Here is a 21001-nt window from a genome sequence, read left to right as displayed (position 1 = left end):
TCAAACGGCCAGGACGACCACTGTTGCGTTGTGGAAGCCGGTTGAGCCGGTCACTCGGGCGAATTCACCGAAGGTGAAGAAGCCGGCGACCGGAACGTCACCGAGTCCGGCGCTGATGGCCGCGGTCTCCGCGGCCACCTGCGCGCCGAGCGGGGCGATGCGGCCCGTGCAGCTGAAGATCAGAGCGCCGCGGGACGGCCGGTCGAGCTGCTCGGCAGCCTGGGCCGCGGCCCGTCCGGCGGCTCGCACGAGATCGTCGGCGTCACCGGCCATCACTTGTACGACCGACTGCTCGCTCACGTGACCGAACATGATCAGGGCGCCCTCATCGGTCCGGCCGAGAATATGCCGACCGTCCAATCGGCCGGATGCGTTCGCCAGTCCAAGAGGATGGTTGAAGGTGTCCGCCGCGAACGTGCGTTCCGGGGACCCGTAGTTCTGGGCCGGAGCAGGGTCGGTGCTGCGCTGAAAGAGATAGACCTCTGCGGCCGGGCGGCCGTCCAGCTCGTGGATGACGTTTCCTTCGGCCCGGGTCACCACCATGGGCTCGCCGATCGGGTGCCAGCCGTGCTCGACTCCGATACCTAGCGGGTACGGAGCGTTGATCCAAACCGCGATCAGACCATTCGACATCACCTCGCCCTCGGCGAACTGATACGTACCCGACATGGAGAGGTCGTCGGAGGCGGCCGCACCCACGAGCGGAACTGTAGCGCCGGTCACGGAGTAGCTACCCCGGACGATCTCTCGTTGGTCGCCCGCCAGGCCGTCCGACAACACAAGCAGGACCGCGTGGTCTCCCTGATCCCCGGCACGTTCGCGCGCCCGGGTGGTGACCTCCTGGGCGCACGCGAAAACGGCCGTGCCAATGGGTGCCACCGCCGCGATGCCGAAGCTTAGGTCGTCCGCCGGGAGGTAAATCGCCACCGCGTCCATCGCGCCGGAGTTGCCCGAGACGAACCCGGCGTGCGAGCTGCACCCGACCACCTGTGCCGGTGCCGCCGCGTCCGCCGCCGCACTGAAGAACACGTGCGGGTCGTACTCCACAGACGGGAAGACGACCATCAGATCCGCTGACTCCGGATTCCGGCCGCCGAGCGCCTCCTGAACACACTCTCGTGCGGCCTTGTCCGCGTCGGTGGCGATGCTGCTGCCGTGCCCTAGACGCCGACGCTCGTCGCCATCATGCATCTCGCTGCTTCCTGTTCTCACGGCTGACCGGGTGGGGCTCTCGATCTAACATCGGCCGGTCGGCGCCGGAATCAATGAAACCCCAACAATCCGCCGTCGGAGACGCGTTGGCGTGCACCAGTGCACCGGCGACGACGGGTGATCCCCCGCAGGTACCTCTGCGGCTTTGATAGTACCTATAATTAATTTACAATTTTTCAGACGTATAACGAGGTTTGTACGGTTTTGGAAGTGAATCGGCGGGATCAGGTCACTGACAACAACGCCGCGGCTCGGCCCGGCTCCTGATCAGCGAGTAAGCAAGCCGATGCGGCGCAGCCAGGCTTCGCCGGCCGGCTCGGCGTCGGCGACCTCCTCGCCGCGGACGGCGAGAACTTCCCGAGCTTCGCTCCGGGGCAGGAGGCGGCATAGTCGCGCTCGGTGTTTCCCAGACCGCTCATGGCGTACGTCGTGATGGGGTGGATGGTTTTGCCGTTGAAGTTGAGCCCGGAAACGAGAGTTGTCATGATCCTCGGGGCCCGGACGTTCCCATCGGGCTGCCCAGCAGGATCCTGTCGCCGTACCTGGACATCAGCCTCCCGCGCTACCCGTGACCTGCACCTTCACGACGAAAGTGGCTCCGGGTGTATTGCCGCCGCGGCCCGCGGGTTTGGTCAGTCCGTGGTCGAGCGCACGGTCGTGCGGGTCAGCTGCCCACAAAGACGGTTACGACCGCTCCGCTTCGCGGCGTACAGGTTGCGGTCGGCGTCGCCGAGGACGTCGGTTGATCGGGCCGGATGCCACCCGCCGGCCACTCCGATGCTGACGGTCACGGGAAGGTCCCCGGTGAGCAACTGCCAGGGATAGCACTCCACCGCAAGGCGCAGCTTCTCGAGCCGGTCCAGCACGTCGGCTTCGGCCAAGCCTGCGATCACGACGAGGAACTCCTCGCCGCCGAGGCGGGCGGTGAAGCCGCCGACGCCGACCCCTTCGGCCGGCACAGCCGGTCCTAGTAGGCCAGCGATCGCGATCAGCACCTGGTCGCCGATCTCGTGCGACCAGGTGTCGTTGATCCGTTTAAAGTGGTCGACGTCCACGATCGCGACCGCCAGCGGCTGGGCGGCGGTGGCGGTGGTGAGCAGCGCCGGCAACTGGGCGTCGACGTGCCGGCGGTTGCGCAGGCCAGTGAGCGCGTCGCGCAGTGACTGCTCACGGAAGTTCTCGGCGTCCCGCCGGGCCTCCGCGGTCTCGAAGGCGGCATGCCGGATCCGGGCCTGCGCTTCCCGTTCGCGGGAACTGAGTTGCTCGCTGGCCTCGTGGTACGCCTTGTAGGCGGCGAACGCGGCCGGGAAGTCGCCGCTGGTGGCGTGCAGTTCCGCCTGTTCGCGCAGCACGTTGGCCTGGACCCTGGCCAGTTCGGGTCCGGCTGAGAGTTCCCGCGCCCGGTCCAGGGCCGTCTGCGCGTCCGTCAGTGCGCCCGCTTGGTGGTACGCGGCTGCCATAGTGAGCGCGGCCTCGGCCGGCCCTTCCGGATAGTCCGTGTCGCTCTGATTGCAGGCAACCAGCCGTTTCGCGGTCTGGATCGCGTCCTCGGTGTGGCGTTGGGCGAGCTGGATGCGGGCCAGCGTGTCGAGCATCGCCGGGAGCGGCTGGCTGCCCTCGCTCTCCAGGAGTGCGAGTAGCCGAATCATCGCCGATTCGGCGCGTTGCGCCTGGCCGGCCGCGTAGAGGCAATACGCCATGTCGTTGACGACATAGGAGCAGAACAAAGTGTCGCCGGCGGCCAGGGCAACCTGCTCGGCCTCCTGGTAACGCCGTACCGCCGACTCGGTGGACCGAGTACGGAAGAGCGCCTCGGCGAGCGCCATGAGATGCATGATCCGGATGCGCGGACTCGCGTGGGCCGGCAGCAATTGGAGCCCGCGCAGCGCGTGATCGAGTTGGTCGGCATAGTCGCCCATGTTCGCGGCGACCCGGGAGAGCAGCCGGTGGACACGGGCCTGCAACATGATCAGCTGATGCTCGGCCGCACGGTACTCCAAAGTCCGCAGGATTCGGGTGGCCTCTCCCGTGGTCTCGGCTTGACGAAGCAGAACGTCGGCGACCAGCGCCTGGCCCCGCAACTCCAGTTCGACGTTCCTCACGGCCCGGCCGGTCTCCTCCGCCTCAGCGGCGAGCACCGCGGCCGCCTGCTGGTCGAGGACGAAGGACTCCTCCATGGCACTGACGGCTGAGGACAGTCCGATCGCGTGTCCATCCACGACCGCTGAGCGTAGTCAGTTCGATGGTGTGCGCAATGCTCTGTTCAGCCGGGAGCACATCGGGCTGGATCATCGGGTTGACGACAGGCCCTGGGCGGCGCGTGTGGCGAACGCGGACGTCAGGTGCACTTGCTGGACACCAGCGCCGGCATCGTCCTGACCACACCGTCGTCGGCGCGAACTTGAACGAGATCCGTAGGGCTGTCACCGGCGGCGACTGTCGATGGTTCCACCATGGGGGCGACCTATTCGCGAAACCGATGACCACCCATGCCGTCCATCGCCACCCTGGTCCAGTCGATCCGGTTCGCCGCATGCAGCCTCGCCGGCAAGATCTAGTGGACCTGGTCGAAACACGCCGGCGCCTGGCCGCGGGTCGACCTGGTCGAGCACGTGGCGACCGACCGGGTCAAGGAGGACGTGCTCGTCAACAGCGCCGACGCGCCATCGAGCTTCTCCTTCCGGCTGTCCGAGGCCACTGCGACGCCGACCGCAGCGGGCGGAGTGGACCTCGTTGCCGGCGGCAAGCTCGAACGCGGCCGACCCGCCACCCGACAACGCCGCCGCGAGAGCGTCACCACGCGCCCAGGTACGAGTCACGGTCGCATAGCTGCCCGGCGTCGCGGTGACGCTCTGCACGGCGCCATTGACGCTGATCACCGGGTTGCTGGTCCAGGACGGGATGCGCAGCCGGATGCTCCACGAGCCGCTCATCGCCCCGGACAGGGTCAGCGTGGTGGTGTCGCCGACCGGATATGTCGTGGACTGGGTGACCGTGATCCCCCGCTGGGTCCAGGTAAGCGCGGACGGGACGTACAGGTTCACCGTCAGGGTGGTGCCGTTGTAGAAGTAGATCGAGTCCGTCAGCTTGGTGTTGGTCTCGATGCCGGTGCCCTGGCAGCACCAGAAGCTGTTGTAGTCGGTGGACCAGGTACCACCGCCCCAGGCCGGGCCGACGCCGCGGCGCCCGCCCGGTCGCAGCGGGGTGAAGAGCCTTCCCTTCTTTCCATGACGGTTTTTCAGATAGAACCTTTAGATAATGATGTAAAAGCATCTGGAGAAAACGGTTTCGCTAACCCGGCAAAATCCCGTGCACACTTCTCAAGACAGTTGTCGCACGCTCGGCTGAGTGACGAGAGTCAATGTCCACAAACGCTACCTCTTCGTCGACGAGACCGGCCCTGGCCGCAACGGCCCGGACCTGGACGCCGAGAGCCCCTGGGCCGGCCGAATCGGCTCCACAATCATCGAGGCCACCCTGCACTGGACCGCGGTGAAGCTGAGCGACCAGACGACCGAAATCCGCCGGGAACGCGGAATGCCGCCCGTACTGGAGCTGCACGCGGCCCTCCGGCTCGACTTCGACGCGGGCCCGGTCTGGTTCGTCGCCGCGATGCCGTGGCCGCCGACCATGCCGGAGGCCACCATCACGGGCGAAGAAATCATGGTCGTCTGCACGGCTGAGAGGGGCAACCCTCAGCAGTAAACGGCGCTTGGCCAACGGGAAAATTGAGTCAGGCATCGGTGTGCCGTAGCAAGCGAAACGCAGTTGCCGGCTGCCTGCGACAAAGTACAGAAGCGGCGATGCAAGTCAGCACGACCAAAGGGTCGTCGTCACCGCTTGGGGGTGGCCGTGTGGCCGGGGAGGCGAAGCAGCAGGCTGGTGCCGGGCTGGTGGGCGGTGTCGAGGGTGATGGTGCCGTGGTGCAGCTCGGCGATGGTGCGGGCCAGGGCGAGCCCGAGACCGGTGCCGGGGATTCCCTGGTGGGCGACGTTGCTGGCCCGGTAGAAGCGGCCGAAGAGTTGGTGGTGGTCGGCCGACGGGATGCCGATGCCACGGTCGCTGACGCGTAGCTCGGCGACGCCGGCCTCGTCGCGTAGGTGAAGGTGGACATCCCCTCCGCCGGGGCTGTACTTGATGGCGTTGGAGATCAGGTTGTCCACCAGTTGCCGCAGCCGGGCGGCGTCGCCGTGCATCGCAAGGTGGTCGGGCAGGTCGGTGTGCAGGCGTACGGCGTTGGCGGCGGCGGCCGGGCCGGCGGCGACGATCGCGGCGGCGACGACGTCGGCGAGGTCGAGCGCGGTGACGGTGAGCGCCAGATGGCCGGACTCCAGCCCGGCCAGCTCGAGAAGGTCGTCGACCAGGTCGCACAGCGAGCCGGCGTTGCGGTTGATGGTCTGGAGCATCAGCCGGACGTCGTCGGCCGCGGCATGGGGCTCGTCGGTGAGCAGGGAGGCGTTGCTGGCGATGATGGCCAACGGGGTGCGCAGCTTGTGGCCGACGAGGGTGAGGAAGTCGTCCCGGGTCCGGCTCAGCTGCCCCCGGAGGTCGGCGGCCCGGCGGGTCGCCACGAACAGCCCGATCTGAGAGGCGATGCTGCCCAGGAGCATCGCGAGCAGATCCTGGTCGTGCTCGGGGGTGTCGGCGTAACAGGTGAGCACACCCAGCACGGTGTCACCGTCGCGCACCGGGACAGCCAACACCGTGCGGATGCCTAGATGGTCGCAGGCTTGTGCCCGGGCCAGGGACTCCTCGGTCGCCAGGTGCGCGCTGGCGGTGATGTCCGGCACCCACAGCGGTTGCCCGGTGGCCCAGACGGTGCCGGTGATACCGACGCCCTTGTCGACGGTGCCGCCCACCGGGCCGTCGAGTCGTGATCGCGGGGCGCTGTACGCGGCGACCAGGTGCAGGGTGTCGTTGAGGGAGTCGATGAGCCACAGCTCGGCGTGCGGCCAGCCCAGCGTGTCGGCCACCGCTTGCAGCACGTCCGGAGCGGCGTCCTCGACGGTGGGTGCGGTGGAGAGGATCCGCGTCACCTGCTGTTCGCAGGCGCGGAAACGTTCGGCGCGGCGCATTGCGGTGACGTCGTGCAGCGCCGCCACCGCCCCGAGCCGCCGCCCGTCGCTGGTGGTGATCGGCTGGGCGTGGGCGACGAAGGTCCGCTCGTGCTGGTCGGGAGCCTGGACAAGCACGTCCGCGGCGCGTACGTGCTCGCCGCGCAGTGCCCGCATCAGCGGACTTTCCTCCAGAGGCAACGGGGCGCCGTCCGGTTTGAAGGTCAGGTCGGCGAGCCGTTGCGCGACCAGCTGCGGGGCCCAGTCCTCCGGGACGTCGTACAGCTCACGCAGTGCCTGGTTGAAAACAGTCCATTCACCTTGCGCATTCATGGCGGCGACGCCCACGTCCAGGTTGTCCAATAGGGTGGCGAGGAACCGGTTGGCCTGGTGCAACTCGTCGGAGCGTCGCAGGATCTCGGCCTGCATGCGCTCGGTCCGTGCCTGTAGCTCGGCGGTCTGCTGCTGGGCACGGTCGTCCTGCTGCTGGAGCATCACCAGCTCGGTGACGTCCTCGACTTGGTGGATGATGTGGGTGAGCTGCCCGTCGTGGCCGAGGACCGGGGTGTTGCGCGGGCTCCAGTAGCGCACCTCGAACCCGCCCCCGTCCGGCCGGGCCACGTCGTACTTCTGCACCGCCATCGTGTCGGGCACCTGCCGGCGGATGACCCGCCCGAGCGAGGCCTGCAGGTTCGCCACACCGGTGGCCTCCGGGTCGTCGGGGTTGTCCGGGAACACCTCGAACAGGTTCCGTCCGAGGATTTCGTGGCGTTTGGTCATGGTGGCACGCAGGTAGTTGTCGCTGACAGCGACGATCCGCAGCTCGGGATCCAGCACCAGGTACAGTCCGGGCGCTGATTCGAACAGCGTCTGGAAGTTCACCCGGGTGTCAGTGGCGTCGAAATCCATCGCCCAGACATAACCAGGCGATTCGGTCATATGTTCAGGCTATACGAACACGAGTTCCGATAACGCGATCATCGCAAGCATGCCAAGGCATCCACCGCGCGCACGCCGGGCAGGAGCACACGGCAACCACCCCGGGCCGGGCCACAGGAACTCGCAAAGCTCGGCGTCTCGCTACCAGAGCACCGTAATGTCCGCTCGCGCAACGTGCTGACCGTGCGCGCCGAGCGCCGCCCGATCGATCTGGGCAAGCAAGCAGTCGCGCAGCTGACTGAACGCCCCCTCGGCGCGCTCTCCCGGCAGTTGTTCCTCGGCGACGCCCTGGACACCGAGCACATCGACGCCGCCTACGACAACGGCGTCTCGATGACGCCGTTACGAGACGTGGTGGTGCGCTGCCAATGCACCGCGACCGCGCGTCCCTCCAGATCGATCTTTCTCCCACTTGAGCCCCCAGCAGCTCCCCAAGGCGCTGGCCAGCCACAATGGCCAGCACCCAGGCCGTGTAGAGACGATGATCAGCGTGGTGGGTCAGGACGCCGCGCTTCTCGGCGCCGGCGCTCGCCGCCCCCGCCAGTAGCCCGAGCAGCGGCCCGGCACCGCACCGTGGGGGCTGGGGTGGTGCCGGGCCGCCGGTCTCATCAGGCGGACAACGCCATCTCGACCTCGGTGGCGGCCATCGCGGGTTCGGCCGCCGACCGCCGCCGACGGGTGAGCAGCACTGCGCCGGTCATGGCGCCCAGCGCCACCAGGACGGCCAACACCGTCGTGACCGGCTCGAGCGGGACCGCGGGGGCCACCGGTGGCGGCCCGCCGGCGACGCCCCAGGTATGCACGTCGGTCGCTGCGGGCAGGCCGGGGCGCAGCACCGTCACCGACACGTGCCAGGTGCCAGGCGTGTCGATGTCGTCGGTAGTCACCGTCCACAACCCGTCGCCGGTGCGCGTGACCGGCCGCACGACCTCGCGGCCGTCCGGCGCCAGCAGGACGACCGACACGCCGCCGATCGGTGCGAGGGCCGGGCGACGGGTCTCGTTGAGCGTCACCGACAGGACGTTGCGGCCGGGCCGGTTGGGGCGGATCACCACAGCGTCGACCAGGTCTGCCACTTGACCACTGACCTGGGGAGTTGTCGCGACCGCGACGGATTCGTAGCGGGGACCGCGGGCCGGTCCGGCCGAGGCCAGCGCCGCGGCCAGCGCCAGCACGCCGAGCAGCGCGATGCCTTCGCCGATCAGGCCCCAGGCTGGTACGCCGCGGTGGCTGCGCAACCGACCGGCGGTGCGCAGGCCGAGCAGTCCCGCGCCGGCGGCGAGGATCAGCTTGGCGACGAGCAGTCCACCGTACGGAGAGGTGAGCAACGCGCCGACCGTGGCCACCACGTGCCCGGCCATCAACAGACCGGTCACCGCGAGCAGGGTCACGCAGACCGCCGCCAGCTTGCCGAACGCTCGCAGCAGCAGGCCGGCGTCCGCGGACCGCGTCGTTCCCGGCAGGGCCAGGGCGAGTACAGCGGCCAGGACACTGCCGGCCCAGCCGCCCGCGGCCAGCACGTGGATCACGCTCGCGGCCATGACGGTCGCCGACCCGCTCGCGGTGTGCCCGAGCAGCGCCCCCGAATAGGCGGTCGACAGCGCAGCCGCAACGCCGACCGCGACCGCCGGGCGGCTCCGGGTGCGGGCCATCAGCACGGCGGCCAGCAGTACCGCCAGGCCGAGTTCGTAGCCGATCCAGCGCGGGCTCAGCTCGGCCAGTGGCAGGCCGCCGGTTCCGGCGTACACCTGGGTGATCAGAAGCGCGGGCGCGGCGACCAGCGCGAGCACGCCACCGGCCACCGCGACGCGCAGCAGCCGCCGGCGCAGGCCGGCGGCACGGCCGGCCAGTCCGGCCAGCGCCGAACCGCCCAGAAGGACCAGCAGGCCCAGCAGACCGGCCGTACGCAGGACGGTCTCCACCGGTGCCGGTCCGGCCGGACCGGGCGGACCGGCGGCGGGCCCGACCTGGTGCTGTACCCCGAAGACCAGGTTGCCGCTGGTGATGTGCAGGTCGTCGCTGGACAGCGTCCGCCAGGTCAGGTGGTAGACGTCGGCGGGCAGCCGGGGCAGGCCCACGACGATGTCGGCCGGCGCCTCGGAGTCGGCATCCTCGCCGTCGGGCCGGCGCATCGTCAGCGATGTGGGCACGTAATGCCGGTTGCTGCCGTCGGCGAGGTCGATGTGTGTGGCCCGCAGCTCCACCTGTTCGGTGAAGCTGAGCACGATCATGTCTGGTGCCGATGCGAGGACCGTGCCGTCGGCCGGTGAGCTGTTCGTCAGGTAGGCGTGCGCGCTGGCCGGGCCGGCCGGCCCGGCCAGCGCGCCGAGGACGCCGGCCAGCGCGGCCAGCAGGACCACGGCGGCGCGGCGCCGGCGAGTCGTCATCGCACCGGGACGTGCGCCAGTTTGCGCGCCGTCGTGCCGATCTCCAGCTTGTCGCCGCGTTTGATCGCGTTCTGGTTGTTCAGATAGAGGATGTAGTAGGTCTGACCGGGCCGCAGTTCATGACCCTGCTTCATCAGGGCGGCCCGCCAGGCGGTCTTGCCGGTCCTCTCGTTACGCAGCACCGGCGGGTGTTGCACGTCGTTCTGGAACCTCGACGCCCGCTGGGTGTCGAGCACCACGTAGCTGATCTCCACCAGACCGTCGTCCCCGACCAGTGCCGCCTGAGTGAAACGCACGCCCAGAGTGCTCTCCATCTGGCCGTCCTGCGGGACACGGTAGGGATCGCGGGCGGACGCGCCGGTGGCGAGCCGACCGATCACGGCGGCGGCGAACAGCAGGGTCAGCAGTACGACGGTTGTCCGGTACAGCATCGGTCCCCGGCGAATCGAAAGGTTCATCGCAGTCTCCTTCTCCTGGTGCGGGGCCCGATCCGGGCCCCGCACCAGGCGCGGCGGTCAGCGGGTGGAGGTGTAGTTGTCGATCGCGCCGGCACCGGTGGTGGCGCCGGTCGAGACGATCACGCCCAGGGCAGCCGACTCGATCTTGCGGTTGGACGTGTTGCCGCTGGCGGTGCCGGACGCGGCGCCGTTGATCGTCAGGACGGCCGAGCCGGCGGTGGCCGACTTCCAGTCGACCGTGACGGTGGCGGCCGTCACCGGAACCGCCGCCCAGCCTGAGTAGACCCAGGTGCCGGCCGAGTTCAGCAGGCCGGTGCGCAGCTGGCTGCCGTTCGCGGCGGTGCGCCGGTACTGCACGTTCACGACCGCCGCCCCGGCGGCGTTGCGGCCCTGGAAGATGTCCACGATCGCGCCGTTGGTGTTGTACGTGCCGGCGGCAAAGCCGAACTGGACGTGCAGGGCCGCCTCGTTCGCCGGCGTGTTGTCAGCCACGTAGGAGGCCACCCGGCCGGTGACGGTCAGTGCCGGTGAGTTGCCGAACGCTGCCGCCGGAGCCACCCGGACCGTGCCCACCTGTTGCGACCAGGCGCCGGTATCGAAGTTGTTGGCGAAGATCAGCGCCGAACCGGTCACCGTCACCGTCGCCGTGCCGACCGGCCCCCAGTTGCCGGCCGCGTCCTGAGCCCGTACCGCGAACGTGTGCGCACCGTTGGCCAGGCCGGCAACCGTCGCCCGGAAGGTCGTCGGGGTGACGACGGTCATCGGCTGGGCGAAGCCCGCGCCCGGGTCGGCGCCCTCGAAGAACTCGGCCTTGGCGATCCCGGACAGCGCATCGGTGGCGGTGGCGTTCAGGGTCACCACGCCAGCTGCTGCGGTGGCATTCGCCGTCACAACCGGGCCGGTGCGGTCCACCGTGAAGGTCAGCCCGGTCAGCGGTCCCCAGTTGCCCGCGGTGTCCCGCGAGTGCACCAGAATCTGGTGTGCCCCGTCGGCCAGCCGGGTCAGCTCGCTGAGCGGCACCAGTGCGTAGGTGTTCTCGGTCGGTTGGCCGAACGAGCCGTCCAGGGCCACGAAGGTGAATCCCGAACCGTCCGCCCCGGCCGTGTCGATGAAGCCCTCGGCCACGGCGATGCCGCCGTGCACACCACCGGCGGTGGTGTCGGTGAAGGCCGCGTTGATTCGCAGATCGGTCGGGTCCGCCGGCGAGCCGTTGGTCCCGTTCGTGGTGGCCGGCAGGACGGCGCCGCTGAGCAATGTCGGCCCGGTCCGGTCGACGATCAGGTCGATGGTGGCCGGCGGACCCCACAGGCCCAGCGAGTCCAGGGTGTGGACCAGGATCGTGTGCCGGCCCTCGGACAGGGCCCCGACGACCGCCGCGGGAACAGTCCCGCTCTCGGCGCTGATCGCGGTACCGGGGGCGTTCAGGGTGAGCGCCTGACCGGACCCGTTGGCCCCGGCCGCGTCGACGAAGTACTCGGCTGCGGAGACGGTGCCGCCGAGCGCGGAGTCGTCGCCGGTGGCGCTGACCGCCAGATCGACGATCCCGCCGACCGGGTTGGGCGACACGGTGAGTCCGGTGGTAGACGCTCCGGTGACCGACAGGTTGATCGTGACCGAGTCGACCGCGCCCCAGTTGCCGGCGGCGTCGTGGGCGCGCACCCACAACGTGTGCCGGCCCTGGCTGAGTCTGGTCAGGTCAGCGGTGCCCAGGGTTGCCGTTGCACCGGTGACGCTCGATGCCCCGAACGCGCCGGCGGTGAACGCGATGCCGGTTCCTTCGGCGACGCTCAGGTCGTCGACGACGACCTCGGCCCGGTCGATGGCGGAGTTGCCGGTAGCGACGTCGGAGAAGTCGGCCGTCACCGTTACCGGGGTGGTCACCGAGACCGGACTGGGTGCGGCCGACACCTTTGCCGCCGTGGGGCCGACGTGGTCGCCGCTGACCGGCAGCGGGTTCGTGTCGAGGTAGGTCATCATCCCGCCGAAGGCCTGCTGCGGGCTGACTCCGATCTGGGTCGGGCCGACCTTCTGGCCGGCGTTGTTGAGCAGGCTGCCCGATTCGAAGAGCATGAACCGGCGGCCGTCCGGGCCGCCCGGCAGCGCGGTGATCGCGTCGGCGCTTTCCCCCGGCGGAAGCGGCAGCGTGACCGCGCCCTCCGGGTAGGCGGTCGGCCGGGAGTTCTGGCCCACCACGGACTGGTCGACGCCGAGCACGGTCATCGGGTGGGCGAGTACGCCCCCGTTGACGTAGCGCAGCAGCACCTTGCGACCGACATCGGTGGCGACCGGGTCGGTCTCCGGGAACGCCTTGCCGTTGATCAGTCGGTATTTCGGCCGGTAGGTGCGCAGGTCGGTGGAGAGCGGGTCGGCGGCGCCGTTGAAGGCCGGGTCGACCTCGCTGAGCACCAGCACGGCCTCGTCGTCGTAGGTGGACGCGGCGTCGCCGTACGCGCTCGGTTTGCCGGCGGCATCCGGCGCGCGGACCACCAGTGCGCCGGTCAGGCCCATCATCGCCTGCCGGGCGCCGTTCTCGGTGTGCCCGGCCTCGTAGAGGTAGGTGCCGGGCCGGCCGGCCTTGAAGGTGTACGTCTTGCTGCCGCCCGCGGCTGCGCCGGTGTGGTCCGGGGCCAGTCCGGTCATCGCCGGCACGGCCAGCGACAGTGCGGTGCCGAGACCGTTGTGGACGGTGACGGTCACCGTGTCGTCCTGGTCGACGACCAGCACCGGGCCGGGGGTGCCGGCCGGAGCGTCCGAGGTGGAGGCGAAACCCCAGATCGGCACGGGCGCGGCGGCGCCGGGTAGAACCAGTTGGCCGTTCTTGGCCCACAGGTCGCACACGGCGGTGGAGCCGGTGATCGTGCATCCGGTCTGGCGCAGCACTCCGGCGGGTGGGCCTGGCGGTCCGAGCCGCTGCGGCGCCGCCGCGAACGTGACGGGGATCCGGGCGGGCGGGGCGGCGTGTGCCGCAGCAGGTGAGAGCGGGATGAGCAGGCAGACGGCGACGAGGGCCGAGCCACGCAACCCGGAGGGCGGCTTCATCGGTGGTGATCCCTTCGTCGTCACGGGGCGGGACAGCCGACGGGAGGATCGATGCGGATGAGAGTCATCATCCCGCCGAAGCTCGCGCCGTAATTGGTGGACTGCTCGAGGGCGTGACTGTGCGCGACGTGGTAGTACTCGCCGCACTGGTTGTTCTGCACCACGCCGGGCGGCAACTGGCCGCCGGTGTACCCGAGGTAGGGGTTCTCGCTGAACCAGGTCTCCGTGCCGGGGCCGACGACCTGGTCCTGCAGTTGTGGCAGCTGGACCGGGATCGGGTTGGTCACCGGGTCCCAGTGCTCGGAGTCCCGCCAGGTCATCAGCGTGTCGACGGTCTGGCCGGGCGCCACGTCGATGAGGAAGTTCGAGTACGACAGGTCCTGCCCGGCCGGGCCCTGGGCCGGGTGCCCGTCGCGCGCGATCAGTTGCTCGTCACTGCCGTGCGGGTGGAACGGATAGCTGGTCACCCCGGCGTTGAGGTAACGGATCAGCGCGCTCCTGGGGTTGGTGGCCGCGTCGTACGGCCGGATGTGGATCAACGACCCGTACGGCTGGTTCGGAAGCCAGGCGGCCCGGTTCGGGGCGATCGTGTCCGGCATGCTCCGGCCGTTGATCATGAAGTAGCGGGCCTTGTACTTCGTCCAGTCGTAGCCGCGGCCGCGTTCGACGGCCAGATGCGCGTCCGGGTCGACCTCGCTGAGCATGTAGAGGTATTCGCGCGCCGGGTCGAACAACGAGTCCGCCCGCTCGTTCTCCTGGTCGGGATGGCCCTTGGGCCGCACGACCAGCGCCCCGAACAGGCCCATCTGCTGCTGTTTCTGCACGTCGGTACCGGACTGATAGAGGTAGGTCCCCGGCGCTCCCGCGGTGAAGGTATAGGTCGTCGAGCCGCCGTTCGGCGCCGCTGTGGTGGTCAGCGAGGTGAGGTTGCCGGTCGCGTCGTTCTCCGGTTGCGCCGGCTGGCCGCCCGCGAGCACCTGCGGCTGGCCGGGGAAGATGATCGACGTCGGCTCGGGCAGCGCATTGTGCAGCGCGACGGTCACCTTGGCGCCGGACTCCACGCACAGGGTCGGCCCGGGCAGCTGGAACACGCCGCCGGAGTTACCGAAACTCCACATGAAGATCGAGTTGCCGTCCGGGGTGGAGATGTAGCCGCCGGCGGCGGTCAGCGAGAAGCTGTTGCTGGCCGAGACCTCACACTCCAGCCCGGCCTCGGGCGTCGCGGCCCGGCTCTGCGGCGCCGGCAGGATCAGGACGGCGACGATCGCGGCGACCAGGAACAGCGGGGCGGTCCGGCGCAGCCGCGGCGGTGCCGGACGCAGGCGGGACAGGGCGGTGACAAGGGTGCCGAGCACGGCTGGCCTCCTCATGCGTTCGGGCCCGTCTGGGCGGGCAAGGTGCCACTGGGCGATACCCGGATCTCGGTCATCTGGCCGCCGTAGCCGCTGCCCGAGCCGTTGGTCAGTGCCAGGTAGTCGCGGTCGTAGAGCAGATACGTGCCGGGTGCCGGAGCGGTGAAGAGCACGTCGCGGCTCTCGCCGGGCCCGATCTCGACGGTATTGGTGACGGTGTACTCGCTGGAGCCATCCCGGCCCCGCAACAACGCCGCGTCCTTGCCGATCACCGTCAGGTCGATGCCGTCGACGGTCATGACGTGGTCCTGGTAGCCGAGATTGGCCAGGCGCAGCAGCACCCGGTCGCCGCTGTTGCACGTCACCAGCGACGAGATCGGCTGGTAGCGAAGCCGGCCCGCGGCCGCGCTGTTCGGATCGCCGTTCGAGGCCATCGTGTCCGGATAGGCCCGGCCGTTAAGGGCGAAGAACGTCGGTTTGTAGTCGGTCCAGTCGCTGACCTGGATGTGCGCGTCGCGGTAGTGCGCCTCGGCCCAGATCTCGGTCATCATGAACGCGAACTCCCGGTCGTACCGGGAGGAGCCGTCGCCGCAGTTGTAGGCGTACTTGCCGGCCGGCAACGACGAGGTGCCCTTGTTCTGCACGGGCCGGACGAAGAGCATCCCGGTCATGCCCATCTGTACGTGTTCGACGTCCTCGAAGTGGCAGTGGTACATGTACGTGCCCGGGTCGTGCGGCCGGTAGAAGTAGGTGAAGTCGCGGCCGATCGGCACCGCGATGGACAGCTCCGGCACCCCGTCGAAGAGCGGGATGGCGTTGCGGAAACCGTGCCAATGCACGGTGTGACCGTCGACCAGATCGGGCCGCTGAGCCAGTCCCAGGTTCGACAGCGTGATCTTGATGTCGGTCTCCTGGTCGAAGGTCAGCATCGGCGCCGAGATCTGGGCCTTGCCCCGCTGGGCGGTGACGTCGACGGCGTTCATCCCGGTAACGTCGCGGAAGCCGAAGACGTACAGGTTGCTGCCGGTCGGGGCGAGCGAGTCCGGCCAGAACGGGGCGATGGCCGGTGAGTTCGGGGGCATCGAGACCCAGCCGTCGGTGCCGGCGAGGTGGATCTCCTGCACCGGGTCGGGCACGGCGGCGACCAGCCGCCGGGCCTGCGGGCGGCCGGCGGAGCCGCGGGGCAGCAGCAGGGCCGCGCCGGCCGCGCCGGTCAGACCCGCCAGCAGGGAACGCCGGCTCAACCGGCTCAGTGATCCACGTTCGGACACGGTTGTCTCCTCGGATATGAGATCGAAGAACGGCGGGCCGGGAGTCCGGGTGGCAGTGGTCGCCGCCACCCGGACTCGCCATGCGCTATCGCTCGTCAGCGCCGATGTCCGGCTGGGTGACGCTGCGGGTGTTGCCGTCGATGTCCGAGCCGGGCGCGCGCACCAGCGGCGGGAAGTTCCGGCTGCCGGACCCGGCGTTGTTCGCCGGTGAGCCGGCCGCCAGGTGGTAGTCGCCCATATTGGTGCCGGCCACCGGCTGGATGACGATCACCGCCTGCCGGAACGACGGGAAGGTGCGCGACGTCTCGATCAGCACGCTCGTCGGGAACGACGCCAACACCTGCGGGTCGACCGTCTTGTTGGTGACGCTCGGCGTCGTGCCGGTGGTGGTCTGCAGCACCGAGTTAGTTGGCGTCAGCGGGCCGAGGCCGTCCGGGGAGCCCATGTCCCAGAGGTTCAGCGGTTCGCCGGCCGGTGCGCCGGCCGCGTCGATGCCGGCTACCCGAAGCCCGTTCCAACTGCCCGCCCGGTTGTTCCAGAACACGTTGTTGAACATCTTGGGTGAGCTGAAGTGCGGTGCCGACGCGGGCAGGGTGGCCTGCAACTGCGCGCTGTTCTCAGCTGTGGACAGACCTGCCGGAGCGGGCTGGCCGTTGCTGGTCACCGCGGTCGCCGTGGTGATGTTGTCCATCACCGTGTTGTTGACGAGCCGCACGTCCGGAGTGTCGTCCAGGGCCACCCCGCCGCCTTCATGGGTGGAGATGTTGCCGGCCAGGACGTTGTTGGTGACGGTCTCGGTGAAGTTGCCCGCCGACAGGAACCGCAGTCCGCCACCGTCGTCGTTGGACAGGTTCGCCTGAACCGTGTTCGCGTCGATGGTCACCCGGCCGGAACCGGCGGACAGCTTGGTCGGATCGGACGGCAGCTCTCCGGCGATCATGATGCCGCCGGCCTCGTCGTACGACTGGTTGAGGTAGATCCGGTTGGCGGCGATCCGGCCGTTGTCGGACAGGCCGTAGTGCGAGACGCCGCCGCCGTACTCGGCGGAGAAGTTGCCGCAGATGCTGTTGTGGTCCACCGAGTAGCCGGTGCTGCCGGCGAAGATCCCGATGCCGCCGGCCAGGTTCGTGCCGCCGTTGTCCCGGATCTGGTTCCGGGCGATCGTCACGTTGTCGTTGTGGGTGTCGGTGTACGGAGTACCGACCCGCACCGCGCCGCCGTAGGAGCCGCTGTTGCCGGCGATGACGTTGTTCGTGACCTGGGTGTAGTGCGCGTCGGCGTGCAGGTAGACGCCGCCGCCCTGGGTCACGGCCGCCCCCGGGGCCCCGTACGGCGTCCTGGTGCCACCGGTGACGTCGTTGAGGTTGGTCGCGAAGTCGGACTGGTTGCCACCGGTGATCCGCAGGCCGTCGATCGTCGGGGCATTGGCGATGTTGAACTGGTTCGCCCGGGCCAGCACCGTGACCACGGCGCCGTCGGGGACAGCGGCAGGACCCGAGTGCGGCAGGGAACCGACCAAGGCCAGCCAGGCGATGCCGCTGGCGTTGTCGATGCCGAACCCGCGCCCGTCAAGCACCGAACCGGCGACCGTCGTGCCGTCGGCGTACTGCCCGCCGGGTCCGACCCCCTGCAACCGGGCCGTGGAGTGGATCACCACGTTCTCGTAGTAGACGCCGGCCGGGTTGTCCGTGGCCGGCGTGCCGGGCCAGACTACGACCACCGTGACTTGGGTGCCGTTGCCCGCCGCCGCGTCGTTCAGCGCGGCCTGGACGGTGGTGTAGGTCTTCTCGCCGGGCGAGACGGCGCCCGCCGGTGGGTTGACCTGCCGCAGTCTCGGGTTCAGGAAGGTGCCCAGCAGGGGGCCGGCGCCGGAACCGAGGAACTGCATCGTCAGCCCGTTGATCGTCTGCTTGCCCACCCCCGTGGTGACGGTCAGGTTCGCCGCCGTCGGCAGCGCCGAGGCGCCCAGTGTCACCTGGATCTCCCGGTCGGTCCACGAATTCACCGTGGCGCCGATCGCCCCGAGCATCCCGGTCACCCGGACCGTCCCGGTGGCGGTGCCGAAGCCGCTTCCACTGATCGTGATCCGCCGGGCCGCGCCGGTGTCGGCCGGTCGCAGGTACGGCTTGGAGACGGAGAACAGTTGGGGTACGTCCGCGGCCGGGTCGCACTGCACCGGGTCGATCTGGGTGCTGCCCGGTGCCACCGCCGTCGCCGCGACCTGAGTGGGCGCCGTGTCGGTCACGGTGAAGACTCCAGGCCACGCCTGGAAGTTCGTGGCGATCGTACGGAATCGGCTGTTGTAGTTGCGGTTGAAGTGTCCCGGCTGCCCCGGGTCGTTGCCGACGAAGCGGTACATGTTCGGGCACGGTCCGGCGGGCAGGGGGCAGTTGTAGGTGCCGGTCGACGGCTCGATCGCCTCGTAGAAGCCGTTGAAGTCGGTGTCGACGGTGTCCTTGAGGTTGCCGGCGAAGTCGTAGATGCCCATCGGGACGTTGGGTAGGCCGTCGGCCTCGCCGTACTCGATGCTGCGTTTGTCGTGCGACAGCGCCAGGTCGTTGATCGTCAGCCCCCAGAAGTGGGTGGGCAGTGGGACCTGGGTGAACAGGTTGAAGTTCGGCGCCGAAGTCTGGCCGGCGCGCACCTCGACCAGCTTGGTGTCGCAGAGCGGCTTCGGCCGGCCCTCGAACGGGCTGCCGCCGCCGGCGACGAACGCCAGGTCGGTGACGTGCACGGTGTGGTTGGCGCCGGCACAACCGCTGACGATGCCGTTGCCCTGCGACGGGTCGGGGCCCGGGTCGGGTTGCGGCTGGGCGCCGTCCGGCGGGGCGGACGCCTCGGCGGGCGACGGCGGGAAGTTCTCCTGCGGAAGGTACGAGTCGCCGTCGAAGACGTTCACGTCCTCCTCCCGGGTCACCTGGTACATCGGCTTGCCGTCCACCGGGTCGGCCGGGATCTCGACCTTGACCAGGTAGTCGTCGGGGACCAGTTGCTGGGTCGTCCCGTCCGGCAGTGGGGCGTAGAGGGCGAGGTCGTGATTCGGGCCGGGGTTCTTCGGGTTGCCCGGCGGGTAGAGGTTCAGCTTGGAGTCGCTGAACGCGTAGTTGCCGTTGACGTCCTGGCCGAAGCCGGCCGGGTCGTTCTCCGACGGCGCGAACTGCACGCCCATCATCGGCGCCTCGACACACCGCTGGTTCGCGGCGGTGCCGAAGTCCGGCAGTGCGTTCTGGTCGGTCAGCGGCCGGCCGTCGAACATCCGGGCGGTGCAGCCCCGGCCCGCCTTCCAGGTCTCCGAGGTGTACGCGTCGTTGAGCTCCGGGCCGTGCTGGACGGAGCCGTCGGGGTTGATGATCGGGTCGCCGTTGTCGTCGCGGGCCACCGCGTAAAGGTGCACCGGGACGTTCGGCACGCCCGGCTGGTAGCTCTCGGTGACCGCGTTCGCGGCGTCCAGTTCGTTGCGGGTGGTGTCGTAGGTGACCGTGCCCGCGATGCCGCCGTTGTCGGCGCCGCTGTACGGCTGAACGCCCCAGTCGACGGTCCCGGCCAGGCCGATGATCGGCAGGAAGTTCAGGTCGACCGCGGCGCCCATCAACGTCGTCGGCGCCGGCTCGTTGTCGGCCTGATAGGTGATCCCGGTCGTCTTGAAGCGGGTGTTGAACGCTTCCAGCACCAGCCACTTACTCATCGGGTAGGTCTGCTTGATGTCGTACTTACCGTCGTTGTCGGTGCTGACCAGGTTGGTGCCCTGGTCCATCACCGCGTTGTCGCGCTCCTTCACCGCGACACCGAACCGCGGCACACCAGTCTCACCCGCGTCGCGCTTGCCGTTGCCGTTCCGGTCGAGGTAAACCGATCCGCGGATCTCGGTGAACCAGCCGACCAGGATCTTGTTGCCGACGTCGACCTTGTTGCCACCCCGCACGGTCACGTTGAACGAGTCGAGGATCAGCTCCTGCGGCGCGTCCCAGATCGTCAGCTGGTAATCGCCGTCCGGCACGTTCTTGATGTCGAAGGTGCCGTCGGCGCCACCGCGGGCCAGGTAGGCCATCTGGTCGTTGTTGCCCAGGGCGCTCAGCGCCACCCACGGGCGGGCGACCGGGCCGGCGATGTTCGCGCCGGCCACACCCGCGTTCGGCAGCGTCACTCCGCCCTGACCGCCGACGTACGTCCGTCCGACCACCGCCGTGCCGACGATCTCACCCGTAGCAGGGCCGGTCGGCAGCGCCTTGGGCGTCACGAAGCCGAAGTCCACATAGGGCACTCGTTCGCCACCGATGGTCTGTTCGGTGTCGTAGCCGGTGTCACCCTCCTGCACCCAGACGTCCCAGTCCCAGTTGCCCTCGAGAGTGGTGGTCTGTGCCCAGGTCTCGCCGGTCGGTGGCACGACCTGGGAGGCGTACCGGTCAGGGCCGAGATTCTCGATCGTGATGTCACCGCTGGCGTTCGAGACACATTTGCCGGTCGAGCCGGCCGCGATCTTCGGCTTGCCGTTCTCGAAGACGATCGACCCGGCGGGGTGGGTCGCGTCCGGGGCATTGTGCACGTACTTGGTGCACAGCGGGTTGCCGTAGTAGTCGACGGTGACTTCGCCGAGAACGTCGGCCAGGTGGGCGGTGAAGCCGGGCAGCCCCCGTTCGGCCCCGACCTCGTACGTGCCGTCGACCGGGATCGAGTCGTTGAAGACCCGCAGCCGCACGGTGCCCAGCGGGAGCGGGTACGGCTGCATGGCGACCGTCACGTCGGTCTGCTCACCGCCGGCGACCGTGAAGTGCGAGCCGTCGATCTTGTAGCCATCAGCGGTCACCGAGATCAGATATTTGCCGACCGGCAGCGCACCCAGCGCCTTGCTGGCACTCAGATCGGTCTCGTCCCCCTGCGCGACGATCGGGACCGCGCCCGGCGTGTAGCGGATCGACGGCCACTGGCACCGGTCCGCGAAGTCGGGGGTACTGGCCACCCCCGCCCGCGACGGCAGACAGTTCACCACCGCGTCGTGCGGGTTGCCCACGTCGTCGGCGGTGATCAGCCAGTGGTACGCCGTAATCGGATCGCCCTTCTGGATCTCGGGCGCGGCACCGACCGTCCGGGCGCTTTCGACCCGCAGGGACGCGCTGCCGTCCGGCGGCGCGGCAGCGGCGGCCGGAGCCACGGCTGACCCGAAACACCAGGTCATCGGCAGGAGCCCGACAACGGCGGCGGCGGTCCACACTCGCGGGGAGCGGCGACGCATCATGCGGTATCCCCCTTGATGAATCTCACGAGCCGGCCGAACTGGCCGATGTGGGGAAT

The 21001-nt window shown here is 69.3% G+C and carries 11 protein-coding genes and 1 pseudogene; 1 reads left to right on the top strand and 11 read right to left on the bottom strand.

Going from position 1 to position 21001, the window contains the following annotated elements:
- The 4 genes and pseudogenes from Adu01nite_RS45415 to Adu01nite_RS45405 form a co-directional block, all read right to left on the bottom strand.
- Complete coding sequence (locus tag Adu01nite_RS45415) at positions 1-1065, bottom strand: FIST signal transduction protein (protein ID WP_203735621.1); 1065 nt, start codon at positions 1063-1065, stop codon at positions 1-3.
- Positions 1066-1436: 371 nt separating this feature from the next.
- On the bottom strand, positions 1437-1697 hold the full coding sequence (locus Adu01nite_RS49210; RefSeq protein WP_379132838.1) for an NADPH-dependent FMN reductase family protein: 261 nt from the start codon (positions 1695-1697) through the stop codon (positions 1437-1439).
- A gap of 147 nt (positions 1698-1844) precedes the next feature.
- The gene (locus Adu01nite_RS45410; protein WP_203735620.1) at positions 1845-3431 is read right to left on the bottom strand and encodes a tetratricopeptide repeat-containing diguanylate cyclase; all 1587 of its coding nucleotides are present in this window, start codon (positions 3429-3431) and stop codon (positions 1845-1847) included.
- 555 nt (positions 3432-3986) lie between these two features.
- Positions 3987-4421: pseudogene (locus Adu01nite_RS45405) on the bottom strand (beta-L-arabinofuranosidase domain-containing protein); the annotation flags it as partial.
- A gap of 139 nt (positions 4422-4560) precedes the next feature.
- Between Adu01nite_RS45405 and Adu01nite_RS45400 the strand changes: the two are divergent.
- Positions 4561-4917: a hypothetical protein gene (locus Adu01nite_RS45400; RefSeq protein ID WP_203735619.1), complete on the top strand. Its 357-nt coding sequence runs from the start codon at positions 4561-4563 to the stop codon at positions 4915-4917.
- 128 nt (positions 4918-5045) lie between these two features.
- On the opposite strand, the gene Adu01nite_RS45395 is transcribed toward Adu01nite_RS45400, so the two are convergent.
- From Adu01nite_RS45395 to Adu01nite_RS45365, 7 genes are all read right to left on the bottom strand, one after another.
- Positions 5046-7205: a PAS domain-containing sensor histidine kinase gene (locus Adu01nite_RS45395; protein ID WP_203735618.1), complete on the bottom strand. Its 2160-nt coding sequence runs from the start codon at positions 7203-7205 to the stop codon at positions 5046-5048.
- A gap of 608 nt (positions 7206-7813) precedes the next feature.
- Positions 7814-9592 carry a copper resistance CopC/CopD family protein gene (locus Adu01nite_RS45390; RefSeq protein WP_203735617.1) on the bottom strand — a complete coding sequence of 593 codons (1779 nt, stop codon included), beginning with the start codon at positions 9590-9592 and terminating at the stop codon, positions 7814-7816.
- Positions 9589-10050 carry a hypothetical protein gene (locus tag Adu01nite_RS45385; protein WP_203735616.1) on the bottom strand — a complete coding sequence of 154 codons (462 nt, stop codon included), beginning with the start codon at positions 10048-10050 and terminating at the stop codon, positions 9589-9591. The genes Adu01nite_RS45390 and Adu01nite_RS45385 overlap by 4 nt, the downstream gene beginning before the upstream one ends.
- A gap of 57 nt (positions 10051-10107) precedes the next feature.
- On the bottom strand, positions 10108-13089 hold the full coding sequence (locus Adu01nite_RS45380) for a multicopper oxidase domain-containing protein (protein ID WP_203735615.1): 2982 nt from the start codon (positions 13087-13089) through the stop codon (positions 10108-10110).
- Between the two features lie 20 nt (positions 13090-13109).
- Positions 13110-14444: a multicopper oxidase domain-containing protein gene (locus Adu01nite_RS45375; protein WP_203735614.1), complete on the bottom strand. Its 1335-nt coding sequence runs from the start codon at positions 14442-14444 to the stop codon at positions 13110-13112.
- 11 nt (positions 14445-14455) lie between these two features.
- Entirely contained in the window at positions 14456-15712 is a 1257-nt protein-coding gene (locus Adu01nite_RS45370; RefSeq protein WP_203735613.1) for a multicopper oxidase domain-containing protein, read from the bottom strand.
- Between the two features lie 85 nt (positions 15713-15797).
- Positions 15798-20945 carry a hypothetical protein gene (locus Adu01nite_RS45365; protein WP_203735612.1) on the bottom strand — a complete coding sequence of 1716 codons (5148 nt, stop codon included), beginning with the start codon at positions 20943-20945 and terminating at the stop codon, positions 15798-15800.
- Positions 20946-21001: the final 56 nt, after the last annotated feature.

This window comes from Paractinoplanes durhamensis, from assembly GCF_016862175.1.
GTDB classification, from domain to species: Bacteria; Actinomycetota; Actinomycetes; order Mycobacteriales; family Micromonosporaceae; genus Actinoplanes; species Actinoplanes durhamensis.
Note: the sequence above shows the minus strand (reverse complement) of the source record. Positions and strands in the feature narration are given on the sequence as shown.